General features: G+C 57.5%; 20 protein-coding genes and 1 CRISPR repeat array. Of the genes, 13 read left to right on the top strand and 7 right to left on the bottom strand.

The window, feature by feature from the left end:
• The first annotated feature begins 69 nt into the window (after positions 1 to 69).
• From cydD to infA, 4 genes are all read left to right on the top strand, one after another.
• A complete protein-coding gene (gene cydD / locus V1572_RS10155; RefSeq protein WP_395299929.1) occupies positions 70 to 1,836 on the top strand; it encodes a heme ABC transporter permease/ATP-binding protein CydD in 1,767 nt (588 codons plus the stop codon).
• Positions 1,836 to 3,557, top strand: a complete 1,722-nt coding sequence (gene cydC, locus V1572_RS10150; protein WP_262820475.1) for a heme ABC transporter ATP-binding protein/permease CydC — start codon at positions 1,836 to 1,838, stop codon at positions 3,555 to 3,557. Before cydD ends, cydC begins: the two co-directional genes overlap by 1 nt.
• Before the next feature lie 45 nt (positions 3,558 to 3,602).
• Entirely contained in the window at positions 3,603 to 4,307 is a 705-nt protein-coding gene (aat, locus tag V1572_RS10145; protein WP_045908398.1) for a leucyl/phenylalanyl-tRNA--protein transferase, read from the top strand.
• 284 nt (positions 4,308 to 4,591) lie between these two features.
• On the top strand, positions 4,592 to 4,810 hold the full coding sequence (gene infA / locus V1572_RS10140) for a translation initiation factor IF-1 (protein WP_002211347.1): 219 nt from the start codon (positions 4,592 to 4,594) through the stop codon (positions 4,808 to 4,810).
• 71 nt (positions 4,811 to 4,881) lie between these two features.
• On the opposite strand, the gene V1572_RS10135 is transcribed toward infA, so the two are convergent.
• From V1572_RS10135 to clpS, 3 genes are all read right to left on the bottom strand, one after another.
• Positions 4,882 to 5,331 (bottom strand): hypothetical protein, encoded by a 450-nt coding sequence (locus tag V1572_RS10135; RefSeq protein WP_032674456.1) that lies wholly within the window; start codon positions 5,329 to 5,331, stop codon positions 4,882 to 4,884.
• A gap of 417 nt (positions 5,332 to 5,748) precedes the next feature.
• Positions 5,749 to 8,028 carry an ATP-dependent Clp protease ATP-binding subunit ClpA gene (clpA, locus tag V1572_RS10130; protein WP_014831269.1) on the bottom strand — a complete coding sequence of 760 codons (2,280 nt, stop codon included), beginning with the start codon at positions 8,026 to 8,028 and terminating at the stop codon, positions 5,749 to 5,751.
• Positions 8,029 to 8,055: 27 nt separating this feature from the next.
• Positions 8,056 to 8,376 carry an ATP-dependent Clp protease adapter ClpS gene (clpS, locus tag V1572_RS10125; protein WP_006174393.1) on the bottom strand — a complete coding sequence of 107 codons (321 nt, stop codon included), beginning with the start codon at positions 8,374 to 8,376 and terminating at the stop codon, positions 8,056 to 8,058.
• 267 nt (positions 8,377 to 8,643) lie between these two features.
• Between clpS and cspD the strand changes: the two genes are divergently transcribed.
• Entirely contained in the window at positions 8,644 to 8,865 is a 222-nt protein-coding gene (gene cspD / locus V1572_RS10120; RefSeq protein ID WP_008499993.1) for a cold shock-like protein CspD, read from the top strand.
• A 70-nt stretch (positions 8,866 to 8,935) separates the two neighbouring features.
• Here the strand turns inward: cspD and macB are convergent, their stop codons facing one another.
• Positions 8,936 to 10,876: a macrolide ABC transporter ATP-binding protein/permease MacB gene (gene macB / locus V1572_RS10115; protein WP_045908399.1), complete on the bottom strand. Its 1,941-nt coding sequence runs from the start codon at positions 10,874 to 10,876 to the stop codon at positions 8,936 to 8,938.
• On the bottom strand, positions 10,873 to 11,988 hold the full coding sequence (macA, locus tag V1572_RS10110; RefSeq protein ID WP_045908400.1) for a macrolide transporter subunit MacA: 1,116 nt from the start codon (positions 11,986 to 11,988) through the stop codon (positions 10,873 to 10,875). Before macA ends, macB begins: the two co-directional genes overlap by 4 nt.
• A gap of 159 nt (positions 11,989 to 12,147) precedes the next feature.
• Here macA and V1572_RS10105 point away from each other — a divergent pair, with 159 nt between their 5' ends.
• Entirely contained in the window at positions 12,148 to 13,104 is a 957-nt protein-coding gene (locus tag V1572_RS10105; protein WP_395299928.1) for a VirK/YbjX family protein, read from the top strand.
• On the opposite strand, the gene V1572_RS10100 is transcribed toward V1572_RS10105, so the two are convergent.
• A complete protein-coding gene (locus V1572_RS10100) occupies positions 13,101 to 14,759 on the bottom strand; it encodes an ATP-dependent endonuclease (protein ID WP_048222285.1) in 1,659 nt (552 codons plus the stop codon). The two genes, V1572_RS10105 and V1572_RS10100, sit on opposite strands and share 4 nt — an antisense overlap.
• A 290-nt stretch (positions 14,760 to 15,049) precedes the next feature.
• On the opposite strand from V1572_RS10100, the gene aqpZ reads away from it, so the two are divergent.
• From aqpZ to hcr, 4 genes are all read left to right on the top strand, one after another.
• Positions 15,050 to 15,745, top strand: coding sequence for an aquaporin Z (gene aqpZ / locus V1572_RS10095; RefSeq protein WP_395299927.1), 696 nt, complete (start codon positions 15,050 to 15,052; stop codon positions 15,743 to 15,745).
• A gap of 170 nt (positions 15,746 to 15,915) precedes the next feature.
• Entirely contained in the window at positions 15,916 to 16,815 is a 900-nt protein-coding gene (locus V1572_RS10090; protein ID WP_045908403.1) for a lysine exporter LysO family protein, read from the top strand.
• Positions 16,816 to 16,959: 144 nt separating this feature from the next.
• Positions 16,960 to 18,612: a hydroxylamine reductase gene (gene hcp, locus V1572_RS10085; RefSeq protein ID WP_395299926.1), complete on the top strand. Its 1,653-nt coding sequence runs from the start codon at positions 16,960 to 16,962 to the stop codon at positions 18,610 to 18,612.
• A 10-nt stretch (positions 18,613 to 18,622) separates the two neighbouring features.
• Positions 18,623 to 19,591 (top strand): NADH oxidoreductase, encoded by a 969-nt coding sequence (hcr, locus tag V1572_RS10080; RefSeq protein WP_395299925.1) that lies wholly within the window; start codon positions 18,623 to 18,625, stop codon positions 19,589 to 19,591.
• Between the two features lie 146 nt (positions 19,592 to 19,737).
• Positions 19,738 to 20,306: a CRISPR direct-repeat array (repeat unit 28 nt; unit sequence TTTCTAAGCTGCCTGTACGGCAGTGAAC).
• A gap of 163 nt (positions 20,307 to 20,469) precedes the next feature.
• On the opposite strand, the gene V1572_RS10075 is transcribed toward hcr, so the two are convergent.
• Positions 20,470 to 20,904: a DoxX family protein gene (locus tag V1572_RS10075; protein ID WP_045908406.1), complete on the bottom strand. Its 435-nt coding sequence runs from the start codon at positions 20,902 to 20,904 to the stop codon at positions 20,470 to 20,472.
• Positions 20,905 to 21,055: 151 nt separating this feature from the next.
• On the opposite strand from V1572_RS10075, the gene poxB reads away from it, so the two are divergent.
• From poxB to V1572_RS10060, 3 genes are read left to right on the top strand one after another with little or no spacing between them, the layout of a single operon-like run.
• Positions 21,056 to 22,774, top strand: a complete 1,719-nt coding sequence (gene poxB / locus V1572_RS10070; protein ID WP_023343670.1) for a ubiquinone-dependent pyruvate dehydrogenase — start codon at positions 21,056 to 21,058, stop codon at positions 22,772 to 22,774.
• A gap of 38 nt (positions 22,775 to 22,812) precedes the next feature.
• The gene (ltaE, locus tag V1572_RS10065) at positions 22,813 to 23,814 is read left to right on the top strand and encodes a low-specificity L-threonine aldolase (RefSeq protein WP_045908408.1); all 1,002 of its coding nucleotides are present in this window, start codon (positions 22,813 to 22,815) and stop codon (positions 23,812 to 23,814) included.
• 10 nt (positions 23,815 to 23,824) lie between these two features.
• A complete protein-coding gene (locus V1572_RS10060; RefSeq protein ID WP_395299924.1) occupies positions 23,825 to 25,261 on the top strand; it encodes a DUF2867 domain-containing protein in 1,437 nt (478 codons plus the stop codon).
• Positions 25,262 to 25,347 lie beyond the last annotated feature (86 nt).

The following is a 25,347-nucleotide window of genomic DNA, read 5'->3' as shown; positions in this document are numbered from 1 at the left end:
GCCTTTATTGTCTCCCCGTTGTAACATTGCGCTGCCCAACTTCTAATAACGTCACCTGCAAAGTACGCAATGGAAAAAACCCGTCAACAAGAGTTAACACGCTGGCTGAAACAGCAAAGCGTTCTTTCCCGCCGCTGGCTTATGATTTCCCGTCTTTTGGGTTTCGTCAGCGGTCTGTTGATTGTTGCCCAGGCATGGCTGCTGGCCCGCATTCTTAATCACATGATCATGGAGAACATTCCACGCGAAGCGCTCCTGCTGCCCTTTATTGTCCTGATCCTGATTTTTATCCTGCGCGCCTGGGTGGTGTGGCTGCGTGAGCGTGTCGGTTTTCACGCCGGACAGCACATCCGCTACGAGATCCGCCGTCAGGTGCTCGACAGGCTTCAGGAAGCCGGGCCCGCGTGGATCCAGGGTAAACCGGCCGGTAGCTGGGCGACGCTGATCCTTGAGCAGATTGACGATATGCATGACTACTACGCGCGCTATCTGCCGCAGATGGCCCTTGCCGTCTTCGTTCCGCTGCTGATCGTGATCGCCATCTTCCCGGTGAACTGGATGGCGGCGCTGATTCTGATGGGCACCGCCCCGCTGATCCCGCTGTTTATGGCGCTGGTCGGGATGGGGGCTGCGGATGCTAACCGCCGTAACTTCCTCGCACTGGGTCGCTTAAGCGGTCATTTCCTCGATCGTCTGCGTGGTATGGAGACATTGCGCATTTTTGGCCGCGGTGAAGCGGAAACCGAAAATATTCGCCTGGCGTCACAGGACTTCCGTCAGCGCACCATGGAAGTACTACGCCTCGCCTTCCTGTCTTCAGGCGTTCTGGAATTCTTCACCTCGCTGTCGATTGCCCTTGTGGCGGTCTACTTCGGCTTCTCCTACCTCGGTGCGCTGGATTTCGGCCATTACGGCACGGCGGTGACCCTTTCCGCCGGTTTCCTGGCGCTGATCCTGGCGCCGGAATTTTTCCAGCCGCTTCGCGATCTGGGAACTTTCTATCACGCCAAAGCTCAGGCGGTTGGCGCCGCCGATAGCCTTAAAACGTTCCTGGAAACGCCGCTGGCCCACCCGGAGCGCGGTGACGTGACGCTGAATGCGAAAGATCCGGTGACCATTGAAGCGCAGGACTTTTCCATTCTGTCGCCCGAAGGCAAAGTGCTCGCCGGTCCGCTGAACTTTACCTTACCTGCCGGACAACGCGTGGTCCTTGTCGGCATCAGCGGTTCCGGGAAAAGTTCTCTGCTGAACGCGTTGTCCGGTTTTATGGCCTACACCGGTTCACTGCGTATCAACAAAACCGAACTGCGCAACCTCGACCCTGACGCCTGGCGTAAACAGCTCAGCTGGGTAGGCCAAAATCCCCAGCTCCCGGCATCTACGCTGCGCGAAAATGTGCTTCTGGCGCGCCCGGACGCGCGAGAAGATGAACTGCAATCGGTTCTCGACCGTGCCTGGGTCAGCGAGTTTCTGCCGCTGCTGCCGCAAGGGGTGGATACCGTTGTCGGCGACCAGTCCGCCGGGCTGTCGGTCGGGCAGGCGCAGCGTGTAGCCGTTGCCCGCGCGCTGCTCAACCCATGCCAGTTGATGCTGCTGGACGAGCCTGCTGCCAGCCTTGACGCACACAGCGAGCAGCGCGTAATGGAAGCGCTTAACGCCGCCTCCCTGCAGCAAACCACACTGATGGTCACCCACCAGCTGGAAGGGATTGCCGACTGGGACCAGATCTGGGTCATGGAAAACGGCCGTATTGTTGAGCAAGGCGATTACGCCTCTCTCGTTGCCGCCCAGGGGCCTTTTGCTACCCTGCTGGCGAACCGTCAGGAGGATATCTGATGCGCGCTCTGCTACCTTACCTGGCGCTCTATAAACGCCACAAATGGATGCTGACGCTGGGTATTGTGCTGGCTATTGTCACGCTGCTCGCCAGCATCGGCCTGCTCACGCTTTCCGGCTGGTTCCTGTCGGCCTCGGCCGTCGCGGGGTTCGCCGGTTTATACAGCTTCAACTACATGCTTCCGGCTGCCGGGGTTCGCGGTACCGCCATCACCCGTACTGCCGGACGCTATTTCGAACGGCTGGTCAGCCACGACGCCACTTTTCGCGTGCTGCAGCACCTGCGTATCTATACCTTTAGCAAACTGCTGCCCCTCTCCCCTGCCGGGCTGGCGCGTTTTCGTCAGGGCGAATTGCTTAACCGCGTGGTGGCGGATGTCGACACGCTGGATCACCTTTACCTGCGGGTGATTTCCCCAATCGTGGGCGCGTTTGTGGTGATTGTGGTGGTCACGCTGGGGCTGTCTGTTCTGGATGTCCCCGTTGCGCTGACGCTGGGTGGGATCATGCTGCTGACGCTTATCATTCTGCCGCCGCTGTTTTACCGCGCCGGGAAATCCACCGGGGAGAACCTGACGCGCCTGCGCGGGGACTACCGTCAGCAGCTGACCGCCTGGCTTCAGGGGCAGGCGGAGCTGACCATTTTTGGTGCCAGCAAGCGCTACCGCGCGCGGATGGAAAGCACGGAGCTGAACTGGCATGAGGCTCAGCGCCGCCAGTCGGAACTGACGGCCTTCTCTCAGGCGCTGATGATGCTGATCGGCGGCGTGGCGGTGATAGCCATGCTGTGGCTGGCATCCGGCGATATCGGGGGAAATACACAGCCGGGTCCGCTTATTGCCCTTTTCGTCTTCTGTGCGCTGGCCGCGTTTGAAGCGCTGGCCCCGGTGACGGGCGCCTTCCAGCATCTGGGGCAGGTCATCGCTTCTGCCCTGCGCATCACGCAGATTGCCGAGCAGAAACCTGAAGTCACGTTCAGTGCCGGGCAGACAGCTGTACCTGAGCAGGTTGCGCTGACGCTGGAAGATGTCACTTTCGCCTACGACAAACAGGCGCAGAACGCGCTGGACGGTATTACCCTTTCTGTTAATGCCGGTCAGCGGATTGCGATCCTCGGCCGTACCGGCTGCGGTAAATCGACGCTGCTGCAGCTGCTGACCCGCGCCTGGGATCCGCAGCGCGGCCAGATTCGTTTTAATAACACGTCGCTGACTGATTTCAGCGAGCAGGCTCTGCGCAAAACGGTCAGCGTCGTTCCGCAGCGCGTGCATCTGTTCAGCGCCACCCTGCGCGATAACCTGCTGCTGGCAGCCCCAGAGGCCACGGATGATGCGCTTCGCGCCATGCTGGAACAGGTCGGTCTGCATAAGCTGCTTGAGGACGAGGGATTGAACAGCTGGCTGGGCGAAGGCGGCCGTCAACTCTCCGGCGGTGAACTGCGCCGCCTGGCGATTGCGCGCGCGCTGCTGCACGATGCGCCGCTGATGCTGCTTGACGAGCCCACCGAAGGGCTGGATGCCACGACCGAGAGCCAAATCCTTGATTTGCTGGCCAATGTCATGACCGGTAAAACCGTCCTGATGGTCACGCACCGCCTGCGTGGACTGGCGAGTTTTGATCGGATAATTGTGATGGACAACGGACACATTATTGAGCAAGGTAGTCACGCAGAGCTGTTGGCGAAACAGGGTCGCTACTACCAGTTTAAACAGCGTCTGTAGACTATATTTGTAGCGTCCTCACTCGCGTACTGGAGTTTTGCTGTCATGCGCCTGGTCCAGCTTTCTCGTCATAATATCGCGTTCCCTTCTCCGGAAGGGGCGCTGCGTGAGCCCAATGGGCTGCTGGCCCTTGGCGGTGACCTCAGCCCTGCGCGGTTATTGATGGCGTACCAGCGCGGAATCTTCCCCTGGTTTTCTCCCGGCGACCCCATTTTATGGTGGTCTCCCGATCCGCGTGCCGTGCTGTGGCCAGAGCAGTTTCACCTGAGCCGCAGCATGAAGCGTTTCCATGCGAAATCCCCCTACCGCGTCACCCTGAACCACGCCTTTGGACAGGTCATTGAAGGCTGTGCCGAAGACCGCTTTGAGGGAACATGGATAACCCGCGATATCATTACCGCCTACCACCAGCTTCATGAACTTGGCTACGCTCACTCCATCGAGGTTTGGGACGGTGGAGCCCTCGTCGGCGGCATGTATGGCGTGGCGCAGGGGACGCTGTTTTGCGGTGAGTCGATGTTCTCCCGCGCGGTGAATGCCTCGAAAACGGCGCTGCTGGTCTTCAGCCAGGCGTTTGCCCAGCGCGGTGGACGCCTGATCGATTGTCAGGTGCTCAACGAGCACACGGCTTCTCTCGGCGCCGTTGAGATCCCGAGACGCCAGTACATCGAGCATCTGGATGCCAGTCGTCAGGAGAAGCTCCCCCGCGACTTCTGGATACCGAGAACGCTCTTTATGCCCAATGCCTAAATGTTTTCCGCATATTTTTTGTGAGGGTGTTATAATTATGCCGCAGAGTAGCTTCTGCCTGTTGCCCCGCCGCCGTTTGGGACCCTCGCTTCAGATAACGTCCTGACGTTTATCCTGTTGTCTCCCCTTTACGAATGCGCTTCCTGTTCGGTTGTACCGTGACGCTTGGGCAATGCGCCGAAACTGTTTTGCTGCGTTTTAATCGCGCAATTCTTTACTTAATTGATGAATTTCGGCATTATCTTGCCGGTTCAAAACTTGGTAGTGATACCCCAGAGGATTAGATGGCCAAAGAAGACAATATTGAAATGCAGGGTACCGTACTTGATACGTTGCCTAATACCATGTTTCGCGTAGAGCTGGAAAACGGTCACGTGGTAACTGCGCACATCTCCGGTAAAATGCGCAAAAACTACATCCGCATTTTGACGGGCGACAAAGTGACTGTTGAACTGACCCCGTACGACCTGAGCAAAGGCCGCATTGTCTTCCGTAGTCGCTAATTGTTTTCGCCTGTAATGGCAGATGAATATTTAAAAGGTCGGGTTAATCCCGGCCTTTTTTATTTGTGGCGTTAGTGTTGCTGCGTCGGAAGAAGTATTGTCATCCACGGTTGTGCAGGAGCGATTAAATCCCCCGCCATAGAATGAGCCATGTCATGGAGTAATCCCGTCAGGTGCGGCAGCATATCGCGGTCAAAATGCGATACCAGCAACACATGATTCAACGCCCGGCAGTAATCACACTTTGTTTCTGTATCTTCTAGCAGCCACTCCTTTTGTCGCGGTTGTTCCGATTCATCCTCAAATTCCACTATCTGAAAATCACGCATGGATTCTGTGAGGCCGGATTTTACCTCTTCCAGATAAGCCGCGAGGCAAAGACATACGGGCTGCGTTTGTGGGAGTGATTTGCAATCCAGCAGGATTTCGGTGAGCAGGTTGCAGCGCTCGGCCAAGGTAGGAAGATCGGGATTGAGGGAGAGTTCGCTGTATAAATGGGCGAAATTGTTTTCTGTATTCATTGGGTAATTCCTTCACACACTTTGAATTTACCACCGCAGTAAACGCCAATTTGCTGGCGGCGGACGAAAAGGAATTGGCGTACCAGTGTGTGTGCTACTGGCGCTTCAATAGAAGCTTCCGATTCGCCCGCCAGATGCAGAATTATACCCTTTTCCTGAGGGCGAACGAAGCCTGCAGCATTACTGCTGCTCACACACTTTCAGGACGCCAATCCCGGCACCTGATTTTGCAGGTGCGCCGCCATTTTATTACTGTGGATTTATCCAGCAACCAACATCGTACGAAACTGGAAAGCGCCTCGCAAAATTCCTCTGCGGTCTGTTGCCCTCACCCCAACCCTCTCCCACAGGGAGAGGGAGAAAAGCAGACATAAAAAAACCGGGCTATTGCCCGGTTTTTAAGACCTACGTAAGAAATCAATGAGCCGCTTCCGGCTTGTGCTTCGCCGCACTCTGGAAATCGTACGTCAGTTCGTTCTTCGCCTGGTCCAGCGCCACGGTCACCTGGCCGCCGTCCACCAGCGAGCCAAACAGCAGCTCGTTCGCCAGCGGTTTCTTCAGGTTGTCCTGAATCACACGCGCCATCGGACGGGCGCCCATCGCACGGTCGTAGCCTTTCTCGGCCAGCCAGTTGCGCGCCTCCTGGCTTACTTCCAGCGACACGCCTTTCTGATCCAGCTGAACCTGCAGCTCGACGATGAACTTGTCCACGACCTGATGGATCACCTCGGTAGACAGGTGATCGAACCAGATGATGTTGTCCAGACGGTTACGGAACTCCGGCGTGAAGATCTTCTTGATCTCCTCCATCGCATCGGTGCTGTTATCCTGGTGGATCAGGCCGATAGATTTACGCTCGGTTTCACGTACCCCGGCGTTGGTGGTCATCACCAGCACCACGTTACGGAAGTCCGCTTTGCGCCCGTTGTTGTCGGTCAGCGTCCCGTTGTCCATCACCTGCAGCAGGATGTTGAACACGTCCGGGTGCGCTTTCTCGATTTCATCGAGCAGCAGTACCGCGTGCGGATGCTTGATCACCGCGTCGGTGAGCAGGCCGCCCTGGTCAAAGCCCACGTATCCCGGAGGCGCACCGATCAAACGGCTGACGGTGTGACGCTCCATATACTCGGACATATCAAAGCGCAGCAGCTCGATGCCCAGCGCTTTGGAGAGCTGAACCGTTACCTCGGTTTTCCCCACGCCGGTCGGGCCGGCAAACAGGAAGGAACCGACAGGCTTGTGCTCATGCCCCAGCCCGGCACGGGCCATCTTGATCGCTTCGGTTAAGGCCTCAATGGCTTTATCCTGACCAAAGACCAGCATTTTCAGGCGATTGCCGAGGGTGCGCAGCGTGTCGCGGTCGCTCTGAGAGACGCTTTTCTCAGGGATACGCGCGATGCGGGCCACCACGGACTCAATATCCGCCACGTTAACGGTTTTCTTACGCTTGCTGGCCGGCATAAGACGCGCACGTGCCCCTGCCTCATCAATCACGTCAATCGCCTTATCCGGCAGATGACGGTCGTTGATGTATTTCACCGCCAGCTCCACCGCCGCACGCACCGCTTTCGCGGTATAACGCACGTCGTGGTGCGCTTCGTACTTCGGCTTCAGGCCGTTGATGATCTGCACCGTTTCCTCGACGGACGGTTCGGTCACGTCGATTTTCTGGAAGCGGCGCGCCAGCGCACGGTCTTTCTCAAAGATGTTGCTGAACTCCTGGTAGGTGGTGGAGCCAATCACGCGGATCTTGCCGCTGGAGAGCAGCGGTTTGATCAGGTTAGCCGCATCCACCTGGCCGCCGGAAGCCGCACCCGCGCCGATGATGGTGTGAATCTCATCGATAAACAGGATGCTGTTGGTGTCCTGCTCCAGCTGTTTTAACAGCGCCTTGAAGCGTTTTTCAAAATCACCGCGGTATTTCGTGCCCGCCAGCAGCGAGCCGATATCCAGCGAGTAGATGGTGCAGTCGGCAATCACTTCCGGCACGTCGCCCTGCACAATGCGCCAGGCAAGCCCTTCGGCAATCGCGGTTTTACCCACGCCAGATTCCCCCACCAGCAGCGGGTTGTTCTTGCGGCGACGGCACAGCACCTGGATCGCGCGCTCCAGCTCTTTATCGCGACCAATCAGCGGGTCGATACCGCCAACGCGAGCAAGCTGATTAAGGTTGGTGGTGAAGTTTTCCATACGATCCTCCCCGCCTGCTTGCTCTTCATTGTTATTGACCTGATTGCTGGAATCCGATGCCTGGTTAGGCTCGTCTTTGCGCGTTCCGTGAGAGATAAAGTTAACCACATCGAGGCGGCTGACTTCGTGTTTGCGCAGCAGATAGGCAGCCTGTGACTCCTGCTCGCTGAAGATGGCGACTAAGACGTTTGCGCCAGTCACTTCGCTACGTCCGGAAGACTGGACGTGGAATACCGCGCGCTGCAGCACACGCTGGAAGCTGAGCGTCGGCTGCGTGTCGCGCTCCTCTTCACTGGCTGGCAGCACCGGTGTGGTTTGTTCGATGAAGGCTTCGAGTTCCTGACGTAGCGCCACCAGATCCACGGAGCAGGCTTCCAGCGCTTCGCGGGCAGATGGGTTGCTAAGCAGTGCGAGCAGTAAATGCTCGACGGTCATAAACTCATGTCGGTGCTCACGCGCTCTGGCGAAAGCCATGTTTAAACTGAGTTCCAGTTCTTGATTGAGCATAGGCACCTCCCCCAATTTTATGCCTTATCAGGCCTTTTCCAGCGTACACAGCAACGGATGCTCGTTCTCCCTCGCATAGTCGTTCACCATCGCCACTTTGGTTTCCGCCACTTCGGCAGTGAAGATGCCGCAGATAGCTTTGCCACGATAATGAACGGTAAGCATCAGTTGCGTTGCACGTTCTACATCATAAGAAAAGAACTTTTGTAGCACGTCAATAACAAATTCCATCGGCGTGTAATCATCGTTCATTAACATAACTTTATACATAGATGGCGGTTTTAGCGCGTCACGCACTTTGTCTTCCGCCAGCTGGTCAAAATCCAGCCAGTCGTTGGTCTTACCCATTTTGCATAACCACTTTGAATCTACCTCAGATGTTAGATAACAATCATCTATTACTGTCATCCGCGATGTCTGTCACAAACTGTTGCAATAGCGTTAACTGCTTCAAACTTTGGTTGATTATTGTCCCATCTCCAGCGCCAAACGCTTGACGACTTCTTTCGTTTCTCTAAATTGTACAAGCGTGAGATGGCGAGGTTTTGAACAGCCCCCACTCCACCACCGGTTCATTCCATCTTAACTTATAAGATTTACGAAGGATGTCGAAGCATGGAAATGGGTACTGTTAAGTGGTTCAACAACGCCAAAGGGTTTGGCTTCATCTGCCCCGAAGGCGGCGGCGAGGATATCTTCGCTCACTATTCCACCATTCAGATGGATGGTTACAGAACGCTCAAAGCCGGGCAGTCCGTCCGGTTCGATGTCCACCAGGGACCAAAAGGCAATCATGCAAGCCTTATCGTCCCCATTGAAGCAGAGACGGTTGCATAGCTCTCTGTTTTATTGTGTACATCCCGCAGTCAAAATGCCAGCCCGATCGGCTGGCATTTTTATTTTCGGGTTATTCCCGAGCCAGCGCATCCACCGGATCCAGCCGCGCCGCGTTGCGGGCGGGCAACCAGCCAAACAAAATGCCGGTAAAGGTCGAACACAAGAATGCGGTAATAATGGCCACCGGCGAGAAGCCAATCTCCCAGCCGGGTAAAAAGAGCTGGAGCGCGAAGGCGATCATCATCGAGAGCGCAATCCCCATCGCACCGCCGACCAGACACACCAGCACGGCTTCAATCAAAAACTGCTGCAGCACGTCGCTGGCTCTGGCCCCGACCGCCATGCGGATGCCAATCTCCCGGGTTCGCTCGGTTACCGACACCAGCATGATGTTCATCACCCCGATGCCGCCGACGACCAGCGAAATCACCGCCACCAGCGTGAGGAACAGCTGAAGAGTACGTGTGGTCTTTTCCGCCGTTTTCAAGAGGCCGTCCATATTCCAGGTGAAGAAATCCTTCTTCCCGTGGCGCAGGGTTAACAGCCGCTCCAGCTGCTGCTCGGCCAGCGCGCTGTCGTAGCCCTCCTTCACGCGCACGGTGATGGAGTTGAGCCAGGACTGCCCCATAATCCGCCCGGAGATGGTGGTATAGGGCAGCCAGACGCGCAGGATCTTGCTGCTGCCAAACATCGACTGTTTCTCTTCCGCCACACCGATGACCGTGGCAGGCATGTTGCCGACCAGGATCACTTCGCCCACCACGTTGGCTTTATTGGGGAAGAGCTGTCTGCGCGAATTCGCGTCCAGCACCACCACCTGCGCCCTGCCCGCCAGTTGCTCGGCGTTGAAGGTGGCACCTTCGCTGAAGGTCATGCCGTAGACGTTGAAATAATCCCCGCTGACGCCGTTCGCGCTGGCAGCCACGTCAACATTGCCCACCCGCAGGCGCAGATTCTGCGACACCGCAGGCGTGGCGGAGTTGACCCACGGCTGCTTCTGAATGGCCGCCAGATCGTCGTATTTCAGCGCCTGCTGATACTGCGGCTCGTCGTCCCCGAAGTCTTTGCCGGGATAGACGTCAATGGTATTGGTGCCGATTGCGCGGATATCGGCCAGCACCAGCTGCTTGGCCGCATCGCCCACCACCACAATCGACACCACCGAGGCAATACCGATGATGATGCCGAGCATGGTCAGCAGGGTACGCATTTTATTGGCCGCCATTGCCAGCCAGGCCATGGTCAGTGCTTCACGAAAGCCGCTGGAAAACTGTCCCCAGCCGGTTGATGCCGGAAGCACTTCTTTCGGCGCCGCAGCCCTGGACTCACGCGGCGGCGGGTTGCTGACCAGCTCGCCGTCATGGATCTCAATGATTCGCTCCGCCTGCGCCGCCACCTGCGGATCGTGGGTCACGATAATGACCGTATGCCCCTGATCGCGTAGCTGGTGCAGGATCGCCATCACCTCTTCGCCGGAATGGCTGTCGAGTGCGCCGGTTGGCTCATCCGCGAGGATCACCTGCCCGCCGTTCATCAGGGCGCGGGCAATACTCACGCGCTGCTGCTGGCCGCCGGACAGCTGCGAGGGCTGGTACTCCACCCGCTCCGCCAGCCCCAGGCGCGTCAGCAGCATCTGCGCGCGTTCGAGCCGTTTTTTCCGCTCGACGCCCGCATAGACCGCCGGAACTTCCACGTTCTGCGCGGCATTGAGGTGAGAAAGCAGATGGTAACGCTGGAAGATAAAACCGAAGTGCTCCCGGCGCAGCTTCGCCAGCGCGTCGCCATCCAGCGTGGAGATATCCGTTCCGGCCACGCGATAGGTCCCGCTGGTCGGCTTATCCAGACAGCCGAGAATGTTCATCAGCGTCGATTTACCGGAACCCGATGCCCCGACAATCGCCACCATCTCGCCCGCTTCCACGCGCAGGGAGATGCCCTTCAGCACCTCCACCGGCCCATCGCCCGACGGATAGCTGCGGCGAATGTCCTTCAGCTCAAGCAATGCCGTCATTTCGCGGCTCCGGGCAGGCTTTCACTGACAACAACCTCCTCACCCTCTTCCAGCCCTTTCACCACCACCACGTCGGTGTCATTGCGCGCGCCAATCACCACTTCGCGCTCGCGCGTTTCGCCGTTGCGCAGCACTTTCACTTTATAGCGGCTTTCCCCGGCGGATTCACCCAGCGCAGAGAGCGGAATGGTCAGCACGTTCTTCAGACCAGTCAGCTGAATATGCACCTGCGCGGTCATGTCGAGACGCAGCACGCCCTTCGGGTTCGGCACTTCAAAACGGGCATAGTAGAAGATGGCATCGTTCACTTTTTCCGGCGTCGGCAGAATGTCCTTCAGCACGCCTTCGTAGCGCGTCTGCGGGTCGCCCAGCACCGTAAACCAGGCGTTCTGCCCCGGCTTCAGATGGATCACATCCGCCTCGGAGACCTGGGCTTTGACCAGCATGGTGCTCATGTCCGCCAACGTCAGAATGTTTGGCGCCTGCTGCGCGGCAATCACCGTCTGCCCCTGCAGCGTGGTGATCTGAGTGACCTCACCGGCCATCGGCGCCACGATCTGGGTGTAGTCGAGGTTGGTTTTTGCCGTATCCAGCGAGGCCTGGTTACGTTTGATTTGCGCGTCAATCGTGCCAATCTGCGCCTGCTTCACCGCCAGTTCCGTGGTGGCCGTGTCTAAATCCTGCTTCGAGATCGCCTGGGTTTTGGCCAGCGCCTGCTGACGGGTCAGCGTCACCTGGGCCAGGTTACGCTCTGCCTGCGCCTGCGCACGCTGCGCGCGCAGCTCCATCAGCGTGGCTTCCACCTCGCGGATCTGGTTCTCAGCCTGTTCAGGATCGATCACGCCGAGCAGCTGGCCTTTTTTCACCTTATCGCCAATCTCAACCGACAGCGTTTTCAGCTGACCGCTGACCTGCGCGCCGACGTCAACCTTGCGCAGGGCATCAAGCTTGCCCGTCGCGAGGACGTTTTGCTGCAGTTCGCCCGGGCGAACAATCAGCGTCTGATACTGCGGCACTGGCGCATTCAGCACCTGCCATAGCCAGTATCCACCGGCTAACACCACGACCGCCAGCAGCAGAAACAGCGTTCTGCGTTTTCCCTTGAGGTTCATAAATATTCCAAATAAATGTTCTGGCAATGATAAATGCTGATTCTATCTAAACGACTCCTCAACGAAACCCCTGTTCTCCGAAATCGTCACAATTTGTTTACGAGACGTTGAACGTTCGCCTGCTGAAATGGAAATCTTCATCAAGAAGCAGGATCTAACATGTCTTCCATCGTCGATACACCTTTTTCAAACCTGCCACAGCCTGCATCGGGTTGGCAGCTCTTCAGTCATCTGGCTTCCGGTAAGCTCACGCCAGGGCTGGCGTGGCAAAACCCCGCCTATCGACGTAAATTCATGCTACGTTCGCTGGCGACGCCTGTAAGTACCGCTCGCCTGTTGACGAGCCTTGCAAAACAGCCGAGCCTGATGCAAATGCTGCAGGTACAGCCAGGACTGCCGTGCCGTCTGCATCGCCCCTGGCTGACGGTGAATATGAATCGCCAGCAGGTCCTTGAGTCCCTTAACTGGCACTATCAAACGATGAGCCGCCATATGCCGGCATCGCTGCTCTCGGGCTATCTGTCGAAAAAGGGCTTCACGCTGCTCACCTTAACCGGTAAAGATGAAGAGCAATTTACCGTCCGCCTGTGCGCCGATGCGTTTCTGGATAAAGAAGGGGAAGCCACCCTCGCCTTCTGCGACCATCAGAATACGGTGCTGGCCGAGATGACCTTCACCCTGTGCCAGTTTGAGGGAAAATCGACGCTGTTTATCGGCGGCCTGCAGGGCGCAAAAGCCCACGTTCCCCATGAGCTGATCCAGGGCGCGACGAAGGCCTGCCATGGTCTGTTCCCGAAACGTCTGCTGGTCGAAGCCGCCATGACGCTCGGCACCGCCTTCCCGGTAGAACAGATTGTCGCCGTCAGTAACGACACCCATATTTATCGCAGCTGGCGCTACCGCAAGAAAAAAGAGGGGAAACTGTTGGCCGATTACGACAGTTTCTGGATCTCCATCGGCGGTGAAAAGCAGGATAGCGGCAACTTTATGCTGCCCCTCGTCATGCCGCGCAAACCGATGGAAGAGATCGCGAGCAAAAAGCGTTCCGAATATCGCCGCCGCTACGCGCTGCTGGATAGCCTGATTCAGCAGGTGAACCAGGCGACTCAACGTTAATCCGCTCTCCCGCGTGCCAGCCATAGCACGCGGGAGAACATCTTCCGCAGCAGGGTCGGCACCGCCTCCACGCCCCGTCTCCCCGCTTCCGTCGCCACTTCAATGGCTAAATCCGGTTTTGAAGAACGATGAATAGCTTTGGCGATCACGCGCCGCATGTTCATCGGGACATCGACCGGCACCATGGCAATTCGGTGGAATACGTCGTCGAACCCCTGACGATACATAAAGTGCTCCATGTCCATGGCGGGCAGCATGGTTAAATGGTCGCGCTCTTCTTCTCGCTCGTTATTCAGCAGGCTGCGTACGGTGGAGGCATATTTTTTGCCCGCCTCATCACCGTCGACCAGAACGTGCCACTCGATCCCCATCCGGCGGGCAAATTTTATCAGCGGCTTTAATCCCGACTGGGCAAATTCAATCACCTTAATGCCTTCCGCATCAAAATGGTGGCCGCACTGGCGCGCCAGTTCGTTGATGACCCAGGTTTCCGTCTCTCCTTCCACCAGCAGCCAGCAGCGGGCAAAGAGCGACGACGCGCGGTTAAAGCGAATATGAAACGCGATGCGCCGCCCGTCTTCCGCGTTCAATCCCCCCGGACCTAAGCGGAAGGCGGAGACGCGGGAAGATTCACGCACCAGACGACAGACGTGCTCTACCGGCGTTAGCGATAATAACTCACCGGAATTGGTGGTCGTAATGCGCTGGAGCGGCAGCAGGTTCAGCAGATGCCATGCCACGGAGAGCATGATGGGATGCAGGCGCGTTTCCGGGTCTTCCACCAGCAGCAGCGGCCGGGCGTCCCGGTCAAGACGAACAGTGCCTTTGGCCTGCAGTAGCGTTGAAAACAGCCCCAGCAAAATCACACGATGGGTACGACCGCCGGGCCGGTCAATCATCCGGTTAATGATATCGAGGTAGCGCCAGCTGCGCTGCTCGTCATGAGAGCGGCGGCGCATCAGGCGATGGCGCGACTCCGACGTCCCCTGCTCGGAAAAATAGTGCTCCAGAAGCTGTACCATCGCGGACAGCCCCTGACGAATTTGACCATCGGTCAGATTTTGCGGACGCGACACCAGCTCTCTTGCCAGAAAATCCAGCTCGCGGGCGGTGACTTCCACTTCCGGCATATTCGGGACGGTACCGTTACGTATACGCCGCATAAAACGCGCGTCGCGCAGGCGCAACACCGGCGTCAGGCGGATCAGGTGGCGGGCCAGATCGTCGATATTGTCCAGCGGGATCGGACTGGCTTTCTCATCAAGAAAATCACGCAGGGTCAACACGCCCTCGTTTTCCGCCATTTCACCCTCCAGCCGATAGAAAATCCGGTGGAAGCCGTCATCGCACGGCACCCAGCAGGGTGACAGCGGGCGGAAGCGACGCACCCGATGCCGTCCGGGCTCGGATTCGCGGAACGTCAGGATGATATGCAGGTGCTTCTCGCGCCCCGTCACGTCGCCGGGCGGGAACCAGAAATCATCGCGAACGAAGTGATACAGATCGTCTTCGGGCGAAAGCAGTAACGTCAGCGCATCCAGCAGGCTGGACTTACCCCACGCGTTCTCGCCGATCAGGACGTTGTTCTGTTCCAGCTGCAGCGACAGGCGGTTAATACCGCGAAACCCGACAATTTCCACACGTTCGAGAAGCATAAATCCCCCGCGCAATGAACACTTTTTCCTTTAAGTTATCAGCAGTATAGCGGGAGGCGCCCTGTCACGACAGCACAACATTCACCGTGGCGAGAATTGGTCTATGCTCTATTTACCGCTGATTTGAACAAGGATTGACATCACATTGCCTTAAATCAAATTAATCGAATTTATTTAAGTGGCGAAGGGGTGTTGTTGGTTTTTAAAATACGGACTCTTTGAGTCGTCATCCCTTTATGGCGATATATCCCGCGCGCGGGAAAGCGTGCGGAAAATTATTTGAGGTGGTTATGTTTAGAAAATTGGCTGCAGAATGCTTTGGTACATTCTGGCTGGTATTTGGTGGCTGCGGTAGCGCCGTTCTGGCAGCAGCATTCCCGGAATTAGGTATCGGTTTTGTCGGCGTCGCGCTGGCATTTGGTTTAACCGTATTAACCATGGCCTTTGCCGTGGGGCATATTTCCGGCGGTCATTTTAACCCGGCAGTAACGTTAGGTTTATGGGCCGGCGGTCGTTTTCCGGCGAAAGAGGTGATTGGTTATATTGTCGCCCAGGTGGTTGGCGGTATTATCGCAGCGGGCGTTCTGTACGTGATTGCCAGCGGTAAAGCCGGGTTCGACGCGGCGGCCAGCGGCTTCGCCTCTAACGGCTTCGGCGAGCATTCTCCGGGCGGTTATTCCATGCTGTCAGCCATCGTGATTGAAATTGTGCTGACCGCAGGCTTCCTGCTGGTGATCCACGGCGCAACCTATAAACACGCGCCAGCAGGCTTTGCCCCTATTGCGATTGGTCTGGCGCTGACCCTTATTCACCTGATTTCGATTCCGGTCACCAACACCTCCGTTAACCCGGCGCGCAGTACCGCCGTCGCCATCTTCCAGGGGGGCTGGGCGCTTGAGCAGCTGTGGCTGTTCTGGGTCATGCCGATTATCGGCGGTATCCTGGGTGGCGTGCTGTACCGCACCCTGCTGGAAAAACGCGATTAATTGCGCGCGGTGTCGGGCGGCGCTAACGCTTACCCGACCTACGTGAAAGTGCACTTGTAGGCCGGGTAAGGCGCAGCCGCCACCCGGCTTTTTTATTGCTCCTTTACCTGACAGCCTTTATTGGGTAGTGTCTCTGGCGCTCAACAGATACTCAAAAGGACCGGCTGTTCATGTTTTCAGGACTCCTCATTATTCTGCTGCCCCTGATTGTGGGCTACCTTATTCCGCTGCACAGAGAATCCGCATTACGGCTCATCAACCGTTTTCTCAGCTGGATTGTTTACGTCATTCTTTTCTTTATGGGGATAAGCCTGGCCTTCCTGGATAATCTGGCGACGAATTTGCTTTCCATCCTGCATTATTCGGTGGTCACCGTGGTGGTTATTTTGCTGTGTAATATCGCCGCATTATTCTGGCTTGAGCGCACCGTTCCGTGGAAAAACCATCATCATCAGGAAAAGCTGCCTTCCCGAATTGCGATGGCGCTGGAATCATTAAAACTGTGCGGCGTCGTGGTGCTCGGTTTTCTGCTTGGGCTGACCGGCTGGGCGTTTTTACAGCACGCAACAGAGGCCAGTGAATATACGCTGATCTTCCTGCTGTTCCTGATCGGTATCCAGCTGCGAAATAATGGCATGACGCTGAAGCAAATTGTTCTGAACCGTCGGGGAATGATGGTCGCGGTCATTGTTATCGCCAGTTCCATGGTGGCGGGCGTGATTAACGCTTTTATTCTCGACCTGCCGCTGAAAACCGGCCTCGCGATGGCGTCAGGTTTTGGCTGGTATTCCCTCTCCGGTATTTTGCTGACCGAATCATTCGGTCCGGTGATTGGCAGCGCCGCCTTCTTTAACGATCTGGCGCGTGAACTGCTCGCCATTATGCTGATCCCAGGACTGGTTCGCCGCAGCCGCTCTACCGCGCTGGGCCTGTGCGGCGCGACGTCGATGGACTTTACCCTGCCAGTGTTACAACGCTCTGGCGGGCTGGAGATGGTGCCCGCCGCCATCGTTCACGGCTTTATTTTAAGCCTGCTGGTTCCGGTTCTGATGGCCGTCTTCTCGGCCTGATACTTCTTTGGCGGTAGGGTTCCTGCCGCCAAAATTGCGCTAAATCAATCTCCCTCTATTTTGTAGTAAAAAGCCCTTTTCACCGTTCTGGCACAGGCATAACCTTAAACATGTATATTAAATATAACTTTAACAGGTGTGATTATGTTTTGTGTGCAATGTGAACAAACCATCCGTACCCCGGCAGGCAATGGCTGCTCTTATGCACAGGGTATGTGCGGCAAAACCGCAGAAACATCTGACCTTCAGGACCTGCTGATTGCGGCCCTGCAAGGCCTTTCCGCATGGGCGTTTAAAGCCCGCGAATATGGCATCATCGACCACTACGTCGACAGCTTCGCCCCGCGCGCCTTCTTCTCCACGCTAACCAACGTTAACTTCGACTCTCCGCGCATTGTTGGCTATGCCCGCGAAGCCATTGCCCTGCGTGAAGCGCTGAAAGCGCAGTGTCTGAAGGCGGATGCCTGCGCCCGCGTGGAAAACCCGATGTCAGACCTTCAGCTGGTGAGTGACGATCTGGGCGAGCTGCAGCGTCAGGCGGCAGAATTCACGCCGAATAAAGACAAAGCGGCGATTGGCGAGAACATTCTCGGCCTTCGCCTGCTGTGCCTGTACGGCCTGAAAGGCGCGGCAGCCTATATGGAGCACGCGCATGTGCTCGGTCAATACGACAACGACATTTACGCGCAATACCATAAAATCATGGCGTGGCTGGGCACCTGGCCTGCCGATATGAACGCGCTGCTGGCATGCTCGATGGAAATCGGGCAGATGAACTTCAGGGTGATGAGCATTCTGGACGCCGGTGAAACCAGCACCTACGGCCATCCGACCCCAACGCAGGTCAACGTCAAAGCGACCGAGGGTAAATGTATCCTGATCTCCGGTCATGACCTGAAAGATCTCTACAACCTGCTGAAGCAGACCGAAGGCACCGGCGTTAACGTCTATACCCACGGTGAAATGCTGCCGGCGCACGGCTATCCGGAGCTGCGTAAGTTTAAGCACCTGATCGGTAACTACGGCAGCGGCTGGCAGAACCAGCAGGTGGAATTTGCCCGCTTCCCTGGCCCTATCGTGATGACCTCTAACTGCATCATCGACCCGACCGTGGGCGCGTATGACGACCGCATCTGGACCCGCAGCATCGTCGGCTGGCCGGGCGTGAGTCATCTTGAAGGTGACGATTTCGGTCCGGTTATCGCCCAGGCGCAGCAGATGGCAGGCTTCCCGTACAGCGAGATCCCGCACCTGATCACCGTCGGCTTCGGTCGTGAAACCCTGCTCGGTGCCGCCGATTCGCTGATCGATCTCGTCAGCCGTGAAAAGCTGCGCCACATCTTCCTCGTCGGCGGCTGCGACGGCGCGCGCGGCGAGCGTAACTACTTTACCGATTTCGCCACCCGCGTGCCGGAAGACTGCCTGATCCTGACCCTGGCGTGTGGCAAATACCGTTTCAACAAGCTGGACTTCGGCGACATCGAAGGCCTGCCGCGCCTGATCGATGCGGGCCAGTGCAACGATGCTTATTCGGCCATCATTCTGGCCGTTACCCTGGCGGAGAAACTGGGCTGCGGCGTGAACGACCTGCCGCTGTCACTGGTGCTCTCGTGGTTTGAGCAGAAAGCGATTGTCATCCTGCTGACCCTGCTCTCTCTGGGCGTGACTAACATCGTGACTGGCCCGACCGCGCCAGGCTTCCTGACGCCGGACCTGCTGGCGGTGCTCAATGAAAAATTCGGTCTGCGCTCCGTGACCAACGTTGAAGACGATATGAAGCAGCTGCTGAGCGCGTAAGGAGTAACTCATGACCATGCCAACCTCACACTGCCCGTGGCGCATGCAGGTTCATCACATCCATCAGGAGACGCCGGATGTGTGGACGCTGTCGCTGCTGTGCCACGACTACTATCCGTACCGTGCGGGTCAGTATGCGCTGGTTAGCGTTCGCCATTCGGCAGACACCCTGCGCGCCTACACCCTTTCTTCCACGCCGGGCGTGAGCGAGTACATCACGCTTACCGTCCGTCGCATTGAAGGCGGAGCCGGTTCAGAATGGCTGACCCGGGACGTGAAGCGCGGGGATTATATCTGGCTGTCCGATGCGCAGGGTGAATTCACCTGTGACGACAAAGCGGAAGAGAAATTCCTGCTGCTGGCGGCAGGCTGTGGCGTGACGCCGATTATGTCAATGCGCCGCTGGCTGGCAAAAAACCGCCCGCAGGCCGACGTGCAGGTGATCTTCAGCGTGCGCTCTCCGGACGATGTCATTTTTGCCGAGGAGTGGCACAACTACCCGGTGACGCTGGTAGCGGAACATCACGCGACGCACGGTTTTATTCCCGGTCGCCTGAGCCGCGAGCTGCTGCAAAGCGTGCCGGATATCGCGAACCGCACCGTGATGACCTGCGGCCCGGCGCCGTACATGGCTATCGTGGAAGAAGACGTGAAAGCGCTCGGCGTGACCCGTTTCTTCAAAGAGCAGTTCTTCACGCCGGTGGCGGAAGCAGCAACCAGCGGGATTACGTTTACCAAACTGCAGCCTGCGCAGACCTTCTTTGGCCGCGTGGGGACCACGCTGCTGGAGGCGCTGGAAAGCAACCACGTGCCGGTGGCGGCGGCCTGCCGTGCCGGGGTGTGCGGCTGCTGTAAAACGAAGGTGGTTTCCGGGGAGTACACCGTCAACAGCACCATGACGTTGTCCGACGCGGAAATTGCCGAGGGTTACGTGCTGGCATGCTCGTGCCATCCGCAGGGGGATTTGGTTCTCGCATAAACGATAAACGTTCGTTCGTAGGCCCGGTAAGCGTCAGCGCCACCGGGCTTTTTTGCCGGGTGGCACTACGTTTACCCGGCCTACGTTGTGCCTACTGCCTGTTCGGCATTCGACCCTAACCACCGACGCTTACCCGGCTGAAGTGCTTTCTACGCTGCCTGTACGGCAGTGAACAAATCCTCTTGGCCTTATCGCGACGAACGGAACTTTCCAAGCAGCCTGAACGGCAGTGAACGTCAGAACGATGGCCGGGAGACCGAACCGTCATTTCTAAGCTGCCTGTACGGCAGTGAACAGCGATGCGCCGGTTATAGACTTTCGTTTCGTTTTCTAAGCTGCCTGTACGGCAGTGAACGGCGGAAGCGGTTAGGCTGGCAAGCCACTCACTTTCTAAGCTGCCTGTACGGCAGTGAACGTTAACACGGCGTTAAACGATACCGGGTTTCCTTTCTAAGCTGCCTGTACGGCAGTGAACTTCCAGCTTTTCCGGGCTCTTGATTACTTCCTTTTCTAAGCTGCCTGTACGGCAGTGAACATTCTCGTGTCCAGCGCCCAGAATATCTGGGTTTTCTAAGCTGCCTGTACGGCAGTGAACGCATTTTGCGAGACATTACGGCGTCTTTTACGTTTCTAAGCTGCCTGTACGGCAGTGAACTTTATATTGCTGTTCATTCGGTAGCTGCCATTTTTCTAAGCTGCCTGTACGGCAGTGAACTGGAACAATCTACACCTATCTTCTTGTGATATAAAGAAATCCCCCTAAAATTCTCCGTAACTCCTTTTTCACCACCTACAATTCACCGTTGTGAAATCAACAAGTTAAAACTCACCAATAAAAAGGGTCCGTAGACCCCTTCCCTCGGAACAGATTCCAACCCCTACCGCCACGCAGGCGCTTTTCCCAGCGCAAACCGCCCTGCGCCTAAAAACGCCACCGCCAGCGAGCCGATAAAGAAGTACACCAGGCTTTCAATCGCCCATGCCCCAACCTTATCAAGGGCGAGCGTTTCCCCCATTCCCACCATCAGCCATGCCACGATCATCGTAAACGCCAACACCAGCGCGGCCGGGCGCGTAAAGAGCCCGACAATAATCAGGATCGGCGCCACCACTTCGCCAATCAACACGCCGTAGGCAATAAACCCCGGCAGCCCTTTCTCCACCAGCATGCCGCTGATAAAGCCCACCCCACCAAACAGCTTATGCAAACCGTGAAAGAGCATCAGCCCGCCGACGGCAAGTCGTAACAAGAGTTTGCCAAGATCGTCGCACGATAGCTTTTCATTAACAGCAATTAACAATGATTTAACCATTTGAAATGATTCCTGTTTTCACTGAGGTATCACCAGATTATGCCGAATAATTGCGCGTGAAAAGCGCCTTTTAATTGGGGGGATTTGACGGGCAATACGGAGACTTTCTTCTAAGCTTGTAAGCGTTATCACAAAAAGGAGACGGACAACCATGAAACAAACCGTGGCTGCATATATAGCGAAAACGCTCGAACAGGCTGGCGTAAAACGTATCTGGGGCGTCACCGGCGATTCCCTGAACGGACTCAGCGACAGCCTTAACAAGATGAAGACCATCGAATGGATGCCGACCCGCCATGAAGAGGTTGCCGCGTTCGCCGCAGGTGCTGAAGCGCAGCTTACCGGTGAACTGGCCGTCTGCGCCGGATCCTGCGGGCCAGGTAACCTGCACCTGATCAACGGTCTCTTCGACTGCCACCGCAATCACGTGCCGGTGCTGGCGATTGCCGCCCACATCCCCTCGTCCGAAATCGGCAGCGGCTATTTTCAGGAGACGCATCCGCAGGAGCTGTTCCGTGAATGCAGCCACTATTGCGAACTGGTTTCATCCCCGGAGCAGATCCCGCAGGTTCTGGCGATCGCCATGCGCAAGGCCGTGCTAAATCGCGGCGTTTCGGTGGTCGTTATTCCGGGCGACGTGGCCCTCAAGGCTGCGCCAGAAGGGGCCAGCACCCACTGGTATCACGCGCCGCAGCCGGTGGTGACGCCAGCCGAGGAGGAGCTGAAAAAGCTGGCGCAACTGCTGCGTTACGCCAGCAATATCGCCCTGATGTGCGGCAGCGGCTGCGCGGGCGCGCACAAGGAGCTGCTGGAATTTGCCGGTAAGCTGAAAGCGCCGATCGTCCACGCCCTGCGCGGCAAAGAGCACGTCGAATACGATAACCCGTACGACGTGGGCATGACCGGACTGATCGGTTTTTCTTCCGGCTTCCACACCATGATGAACGCCGACACGCTGATCCTGCTCGGCACCCAGTTCCCGTACCGCGCGTTCTACCCGACGGATGCCAAAATCATTCAGATTGATATCAACCCGGCCAGCATCGGCGCGCACAGCAAGGTCGATATGGCGCTGGTGGGCGACATCAAATCCACCCTTGCCGCCCTGCTGCCGCTGCTGGAAGAGAAAACCGATCGCAAGTTCCTCGATAAAGCGCTAAGCGACTATCGCGATGCCCGCAAGGGTCTGGACGATCTCGCCAAACCGAGCGACAAAGCCATTCACCCGCAGTATCTGGCGCAGCAGATCAGCCATTTCGCGGACGACGATGCCATTTTCACCTGCGACGTAGGCACGCCAACCGTCTGGGCGGCACGCTACCTGAAAATGAACGGCAAGCGCCGTCTGCTCGGCTCGTTCAACCACGGCTCGATGGCCAACGCCATGCCGCAGGCACTGGGCGCAAAAGCGACAGCGCCGGAGCGCCAGGTGGTGGCGATGTGCGGCGACGGCGGGTTCAGCATGCTGATGGGCGATTTCCTGTCGGTGGTGCAGATGAAGCTTCCGCTGAAAATCGTGGTCTTCAACAACAGCGTGCTGGGCTTCGTGGCGATGGAGATGAAGGCCGGCGGCTATCTGACGGACGGCACCGAGCTACACGACACCAACTTTGCCCGCATCGCCGAGGCCTGCGGCATCACCGGCATCCGCGTGGAGAAAGCCTCCGAGGTGGATGAAGCCCTGCAGCGCGCCTTCTCCATCGACGGCCCGGTACTGGTGGATGTGGTCGTCGCCAAAGAGGAGCTGGCGATCCCGCCGCAGATCAAGCTTGAGCAGGCCAAAGGCTTTAGCCTGTACATGCTGCGCGCCATCATCAGCGGTCGCGGTGACGAGGTGATCGAACTGGCAAAAACCAACTGGCTCAGGTAAAACATCTGGCATCGCCTTTTTAAATATAAGGACATGCCATGATTGATTTACGCAGTGATACCGTTACCCGCCCGAGTCGCGCCATGCTCGAAGAGATGATGGCCGCCCCGGTCGGGGACGACGTCTACGGCGACGACCCGACGGTAAACGAACTGCAGCGCTATGCCGCAGAGCTGAGCGGAAAAGAGGCCGCCCTGTTCCTGCCCACCGGCACGCAGGCCAACCTGGTGGCGCTGCTCAGCCACTGCGAGCGCGGTGAAGAGTACATTGTCGGCCAGGGCGCGCATAACTACCTCTACGAAGCCGGCGGTGCCGCGGTGCTCGGCAGCATTCAGCCGCAGCCGATTGACGCCGCGCCGGACGGCACCCTGCCCCTTGATAAGGTCGCGGCGAAAATCAAAGCCGACGATATTCACTTTGCCCGCACCAGGCTGCTCAGCCTTGAAAACACCCACAACGGCAAAGTGCTGCCGCGCGAATACCTGAAAGCCGCATGGGAGTTTACCCGCGAACGCAGGCTGGGCCTGCACGTGGACGGCGCGCGCATCTTCAACGCCGTGGTGGCGTACGGCTGCGAGCTGAAAGAGATTACACAATACTGCGACTCGTTCACCATCTGCCTCTCTAAAGGGCTGGGCACCCCAGTGGGTTCGCTACTCGTCGGCAATGCGGACTACATCAAGCGTGCCAACCGCTGGCGCAAAATGACCGGCGGCGGTATGCGTCAGGCGGGTATTCTGGCAGCTGCGGGGCTGTATGCCCTGAAAAATAACGTGGCGCGCCTGAAGGACGATCACGACAACGCCGCGTGGATGGCGGCGCAGCTGCGTGAAATTGGCGCCGACGTGATGCGCCACGACACTAACATGCTGTTCGTTCGCGTGGGCGATGACCACGCCGCTGCGCTGGGTGAATTTATGAAAGCACGTGGCGTGCTGATCAACGCCTCGCCTGTCGTGCGTCTGGTCACGCATCTCGACGTCAGCCGCGAGCAGCTGACCGACGTGGTGAAACACTGGCAGGCGTTTTTACAGCGATAAGGAGCATCACGTGCCGCAACGCATTCTGGTGCTCGGCGCCAGCGGGTATATCGGTCAGCATCTCACCGCGGCGTTAAGCCAGCAGGGGCACCAGGTGCTGGCTGCGGCACGCAACACCGAACGCCTGCAAAAACTCAGTTTAGCGGGCGTTACCTGTCACAACGTTGACCTCAACTGGCCGAAGTCACTTCCCACGCTACTGGACGGGGTCGACACCCTTTACTACCTGGTGCACAGCATGGGCGAAGGCGGGGATTTTATCGCCCACGAGCGTCAGGTGGCGATGAATGTCCGCGATGCCCTGCTGCAAACCCCAGTGAAGCAGGTGATTTTTCTCAGTTCACTCCAGGCGCCTGAACACGAGCAGTCCGATCACCTGCGCGCCCGCCAGCTGACGGCGGACATCCTGCGGGGGGCAAATATCCCCGTCACCGAACTGCGCGCCGGGATCATCGTCGGCGCAGGCTCTGCCGCCTTCGAAGTGATGCGCGATATGGTCTACAACCTGCCGGTGCTCACGCCGCCGCGCTGGGTCCGTTCGCGCACCACGCCGATTGCGCTGGAGAACCTGCTGCATTATCTGGTGGCCCTGCTGGATCATCCGGCGGAGCAACACCGCGTGCTCGAGGCGGCAGGCCCGGACGTGCTGAGCTATCAGGAGCAGTTCGAACATTTCATGCGCGTCAGCGGACGCCGCCGCTGGCTGATCCCCATTCCCTTCCCGACCCGCTGGATTTCGGTGTGGTTTTTGAATGTCATCACCTCGGTGCCGCCGACGACCGCCAAAGCGCTTATTCAGGGGCTGAAGCATGATTTACTGGCCGACGATCGCGCGCTGCGCGCCTTAATTCCTCAGGACCTGATCCGCTTTGACGATGCCGTGCGCAACACGCTCAAGGAAGAAGAAAAGCTGGTGAACTCCAGCGACTGGGGTTACGACGCCCAGGCCTTTGCCCGCTGGCGGCCGGAGTATGGTTATTACCCGAAACAGGCGGGCTGTACGATGAAAACCGGCGCCAGCCTGGCCGCGCTGTGGGAGGTGGTGAACCAGATTGGCGGCAAAGAACGGTATTTCTTCGGTAATCTCCTCTGGCAAACGCGCGGGGCACTGGACCTGCTGGTGGGCCACCGGCTGGCAAAAGGCCGCCCGGCACGCCCGTATCTTGAGGTGGGTGACGCGGTTGACAGCTGGAAGGTGATTATTGTCGAGCCGGAAAAACAGCTGGCGCTGCTGTTCGGCATGAAAGCCCCGGGGCTGGGCCGACTCTGCTTTACCCTGAAAGACAAAGGCGATCATCGTGAACTGGACGTCCGCGCATGGTGGCATCCGCATGGAATGCCGGGTCTGTTCTACTGGCTGTTGATGATCCCTGCCCACCTGTTTATCTTCCGGGGCATGGCGAAACGCATTGCACAACGGGCAGAACAAAAGACGGAAAAGATCTAAATAAAACTCTCTTTCTTTCACCTTTCCCATTGCATAGCGCCGTAATTCACGAAAGAATGCGCACGAAATTCTTTTCAACACAGTGG

It is taken from the genome of Enterobacter quasiroggenkampii, assembly GCF_043972695.1.
GTDB lineage: Bacteria > Pseudomonadota > Gammaproteobacteria > Enterobacterales > Enterobacteriaceae > Enterobacter > Enterobacter quasiroggenkampii.
The sequence above is the reverse complement of the archived record's forward strand: the minus strand, read 5'-3'. Positions and strand labels throughout refer to the sequence as shown.

Coding starts and splice junctions, on each gene's coding strand:
- cydD (WP_395299929.1), top strand. CDS start 70: ATGGAAAAAACCCGTCAACAAGAGTTAACACGCTGGCTGAAACAGCAA.
- cydC (WP_262820475.1), top strand. CDS start 1,836: ATGCGCGCTCTGCTACCTTACCTGGCGCTCTATAAACGCCACAAATGG.
- aat (WP_045908398.1), top strand. CDS start 3,603: ATGCGCCTGGTCCAGCTTTCTCGTCATAATATCGCGTTCCCTTCTCCG.
- infA (WP_002211347.1), top strand. CDS start 4,592: ATGGCCAAAGAAGACAATATTGAAATGCAGGGTACCGTACTTGATACG.
- V1572_RS10135 (WP_032674456.1), bottom strand. CDS start 5,331: ATGAATACAGAAAACAATTTCGCCCATTTATACAGCGAACTCTCCCTC.
- clpA (WP_014831269.1), bottom strand. CDS start 8,028: ATGCTCAATCAAGAACTGGAACTCAGTTTAAACATGGCTTTCGCCAGA.
- clpS (WP_006174393.1), bottom strand. CDS start 8,376: ATGGGTAAGACCAACGACTGGCTGGATTTTGACCAGCTGGCGGAAGAC.
- cspD (WP_008499993.1), top strand. CDS start 8,644: ATGGAAATGGGTACTGTTAAGTGGTTCAACAACGCCAAAGGGTTTGGC.
- macB (WP_045908399.1), bottom strand. CDS start 10,876: ATGACGGCATTGCTTGAGCTGAAGGACATTCGCCGCAGCTATCCGTCG.
- macA (WP_045908400.1), bottom strand. CDS start 11,988: ATGAACCTCAAGGGAAAACGCAGAACGCTGTTTCTGCTGCTGGCGGTC.
- V1572_RS10105 (WP_395299928.1), top strand. CDS start 12,148: ATGTCTTCCATCGTCGATACACCTTTTTCAAACCTGCCACAGCCTGCA.
- V1572_RS10100 (WP_048222285.1), bottom strand. CDS start 14,759: ATGCTTCTCGAACGTGTGGAAATTGTCGGGTTTCGCGGTATTAACCGC.
- aqpZ (WP_395299927.1), top strand. CDS start 15,050: ATGTTTAGAAAATTGGCTGCAGAATGCTTTGGTACATTCTGGCTGGTA.
- V1572_RS10090 (WP_045908403.1), top strand. CDS start 15,916: ATGTTTTCAGGACTCCTCATTATTCTGCTGCCCCTGATTGTGGGCTAC.
- hcp (WP_395299926.1), top strand. CDS start 16,960: ATGTTTTGTGTGCAATGTGAACAAACCATCCGTACCCCGGCAGGCAAT.
- hcr (WP_395299925.1), top strand. CDS start 18,623: ATGACCATGCCAACCTCACACTGCCCGTGGCGCATGCAGGTTCATCAC.
- V1572_RS10075 (WP_045908406.1), bottom strand. CDS start 20,904: ATGGTTAAATCATTGTTAATTGCTGTTAATGAAAAGCTATCGTGCGAC.
- poxB (WP_023343670.1), top strand. CDS start 21,056: ATGAAACAAACCGTGGCTGCATATATAGCGAAAACGCTCGAACAGGCT.
- ltaE (WP_045908408.1), top strand. CDS start 22,813: ATGATTGATTTACGCAGTGATACCGTTACCCGCCCGAGTCGCGCCATG.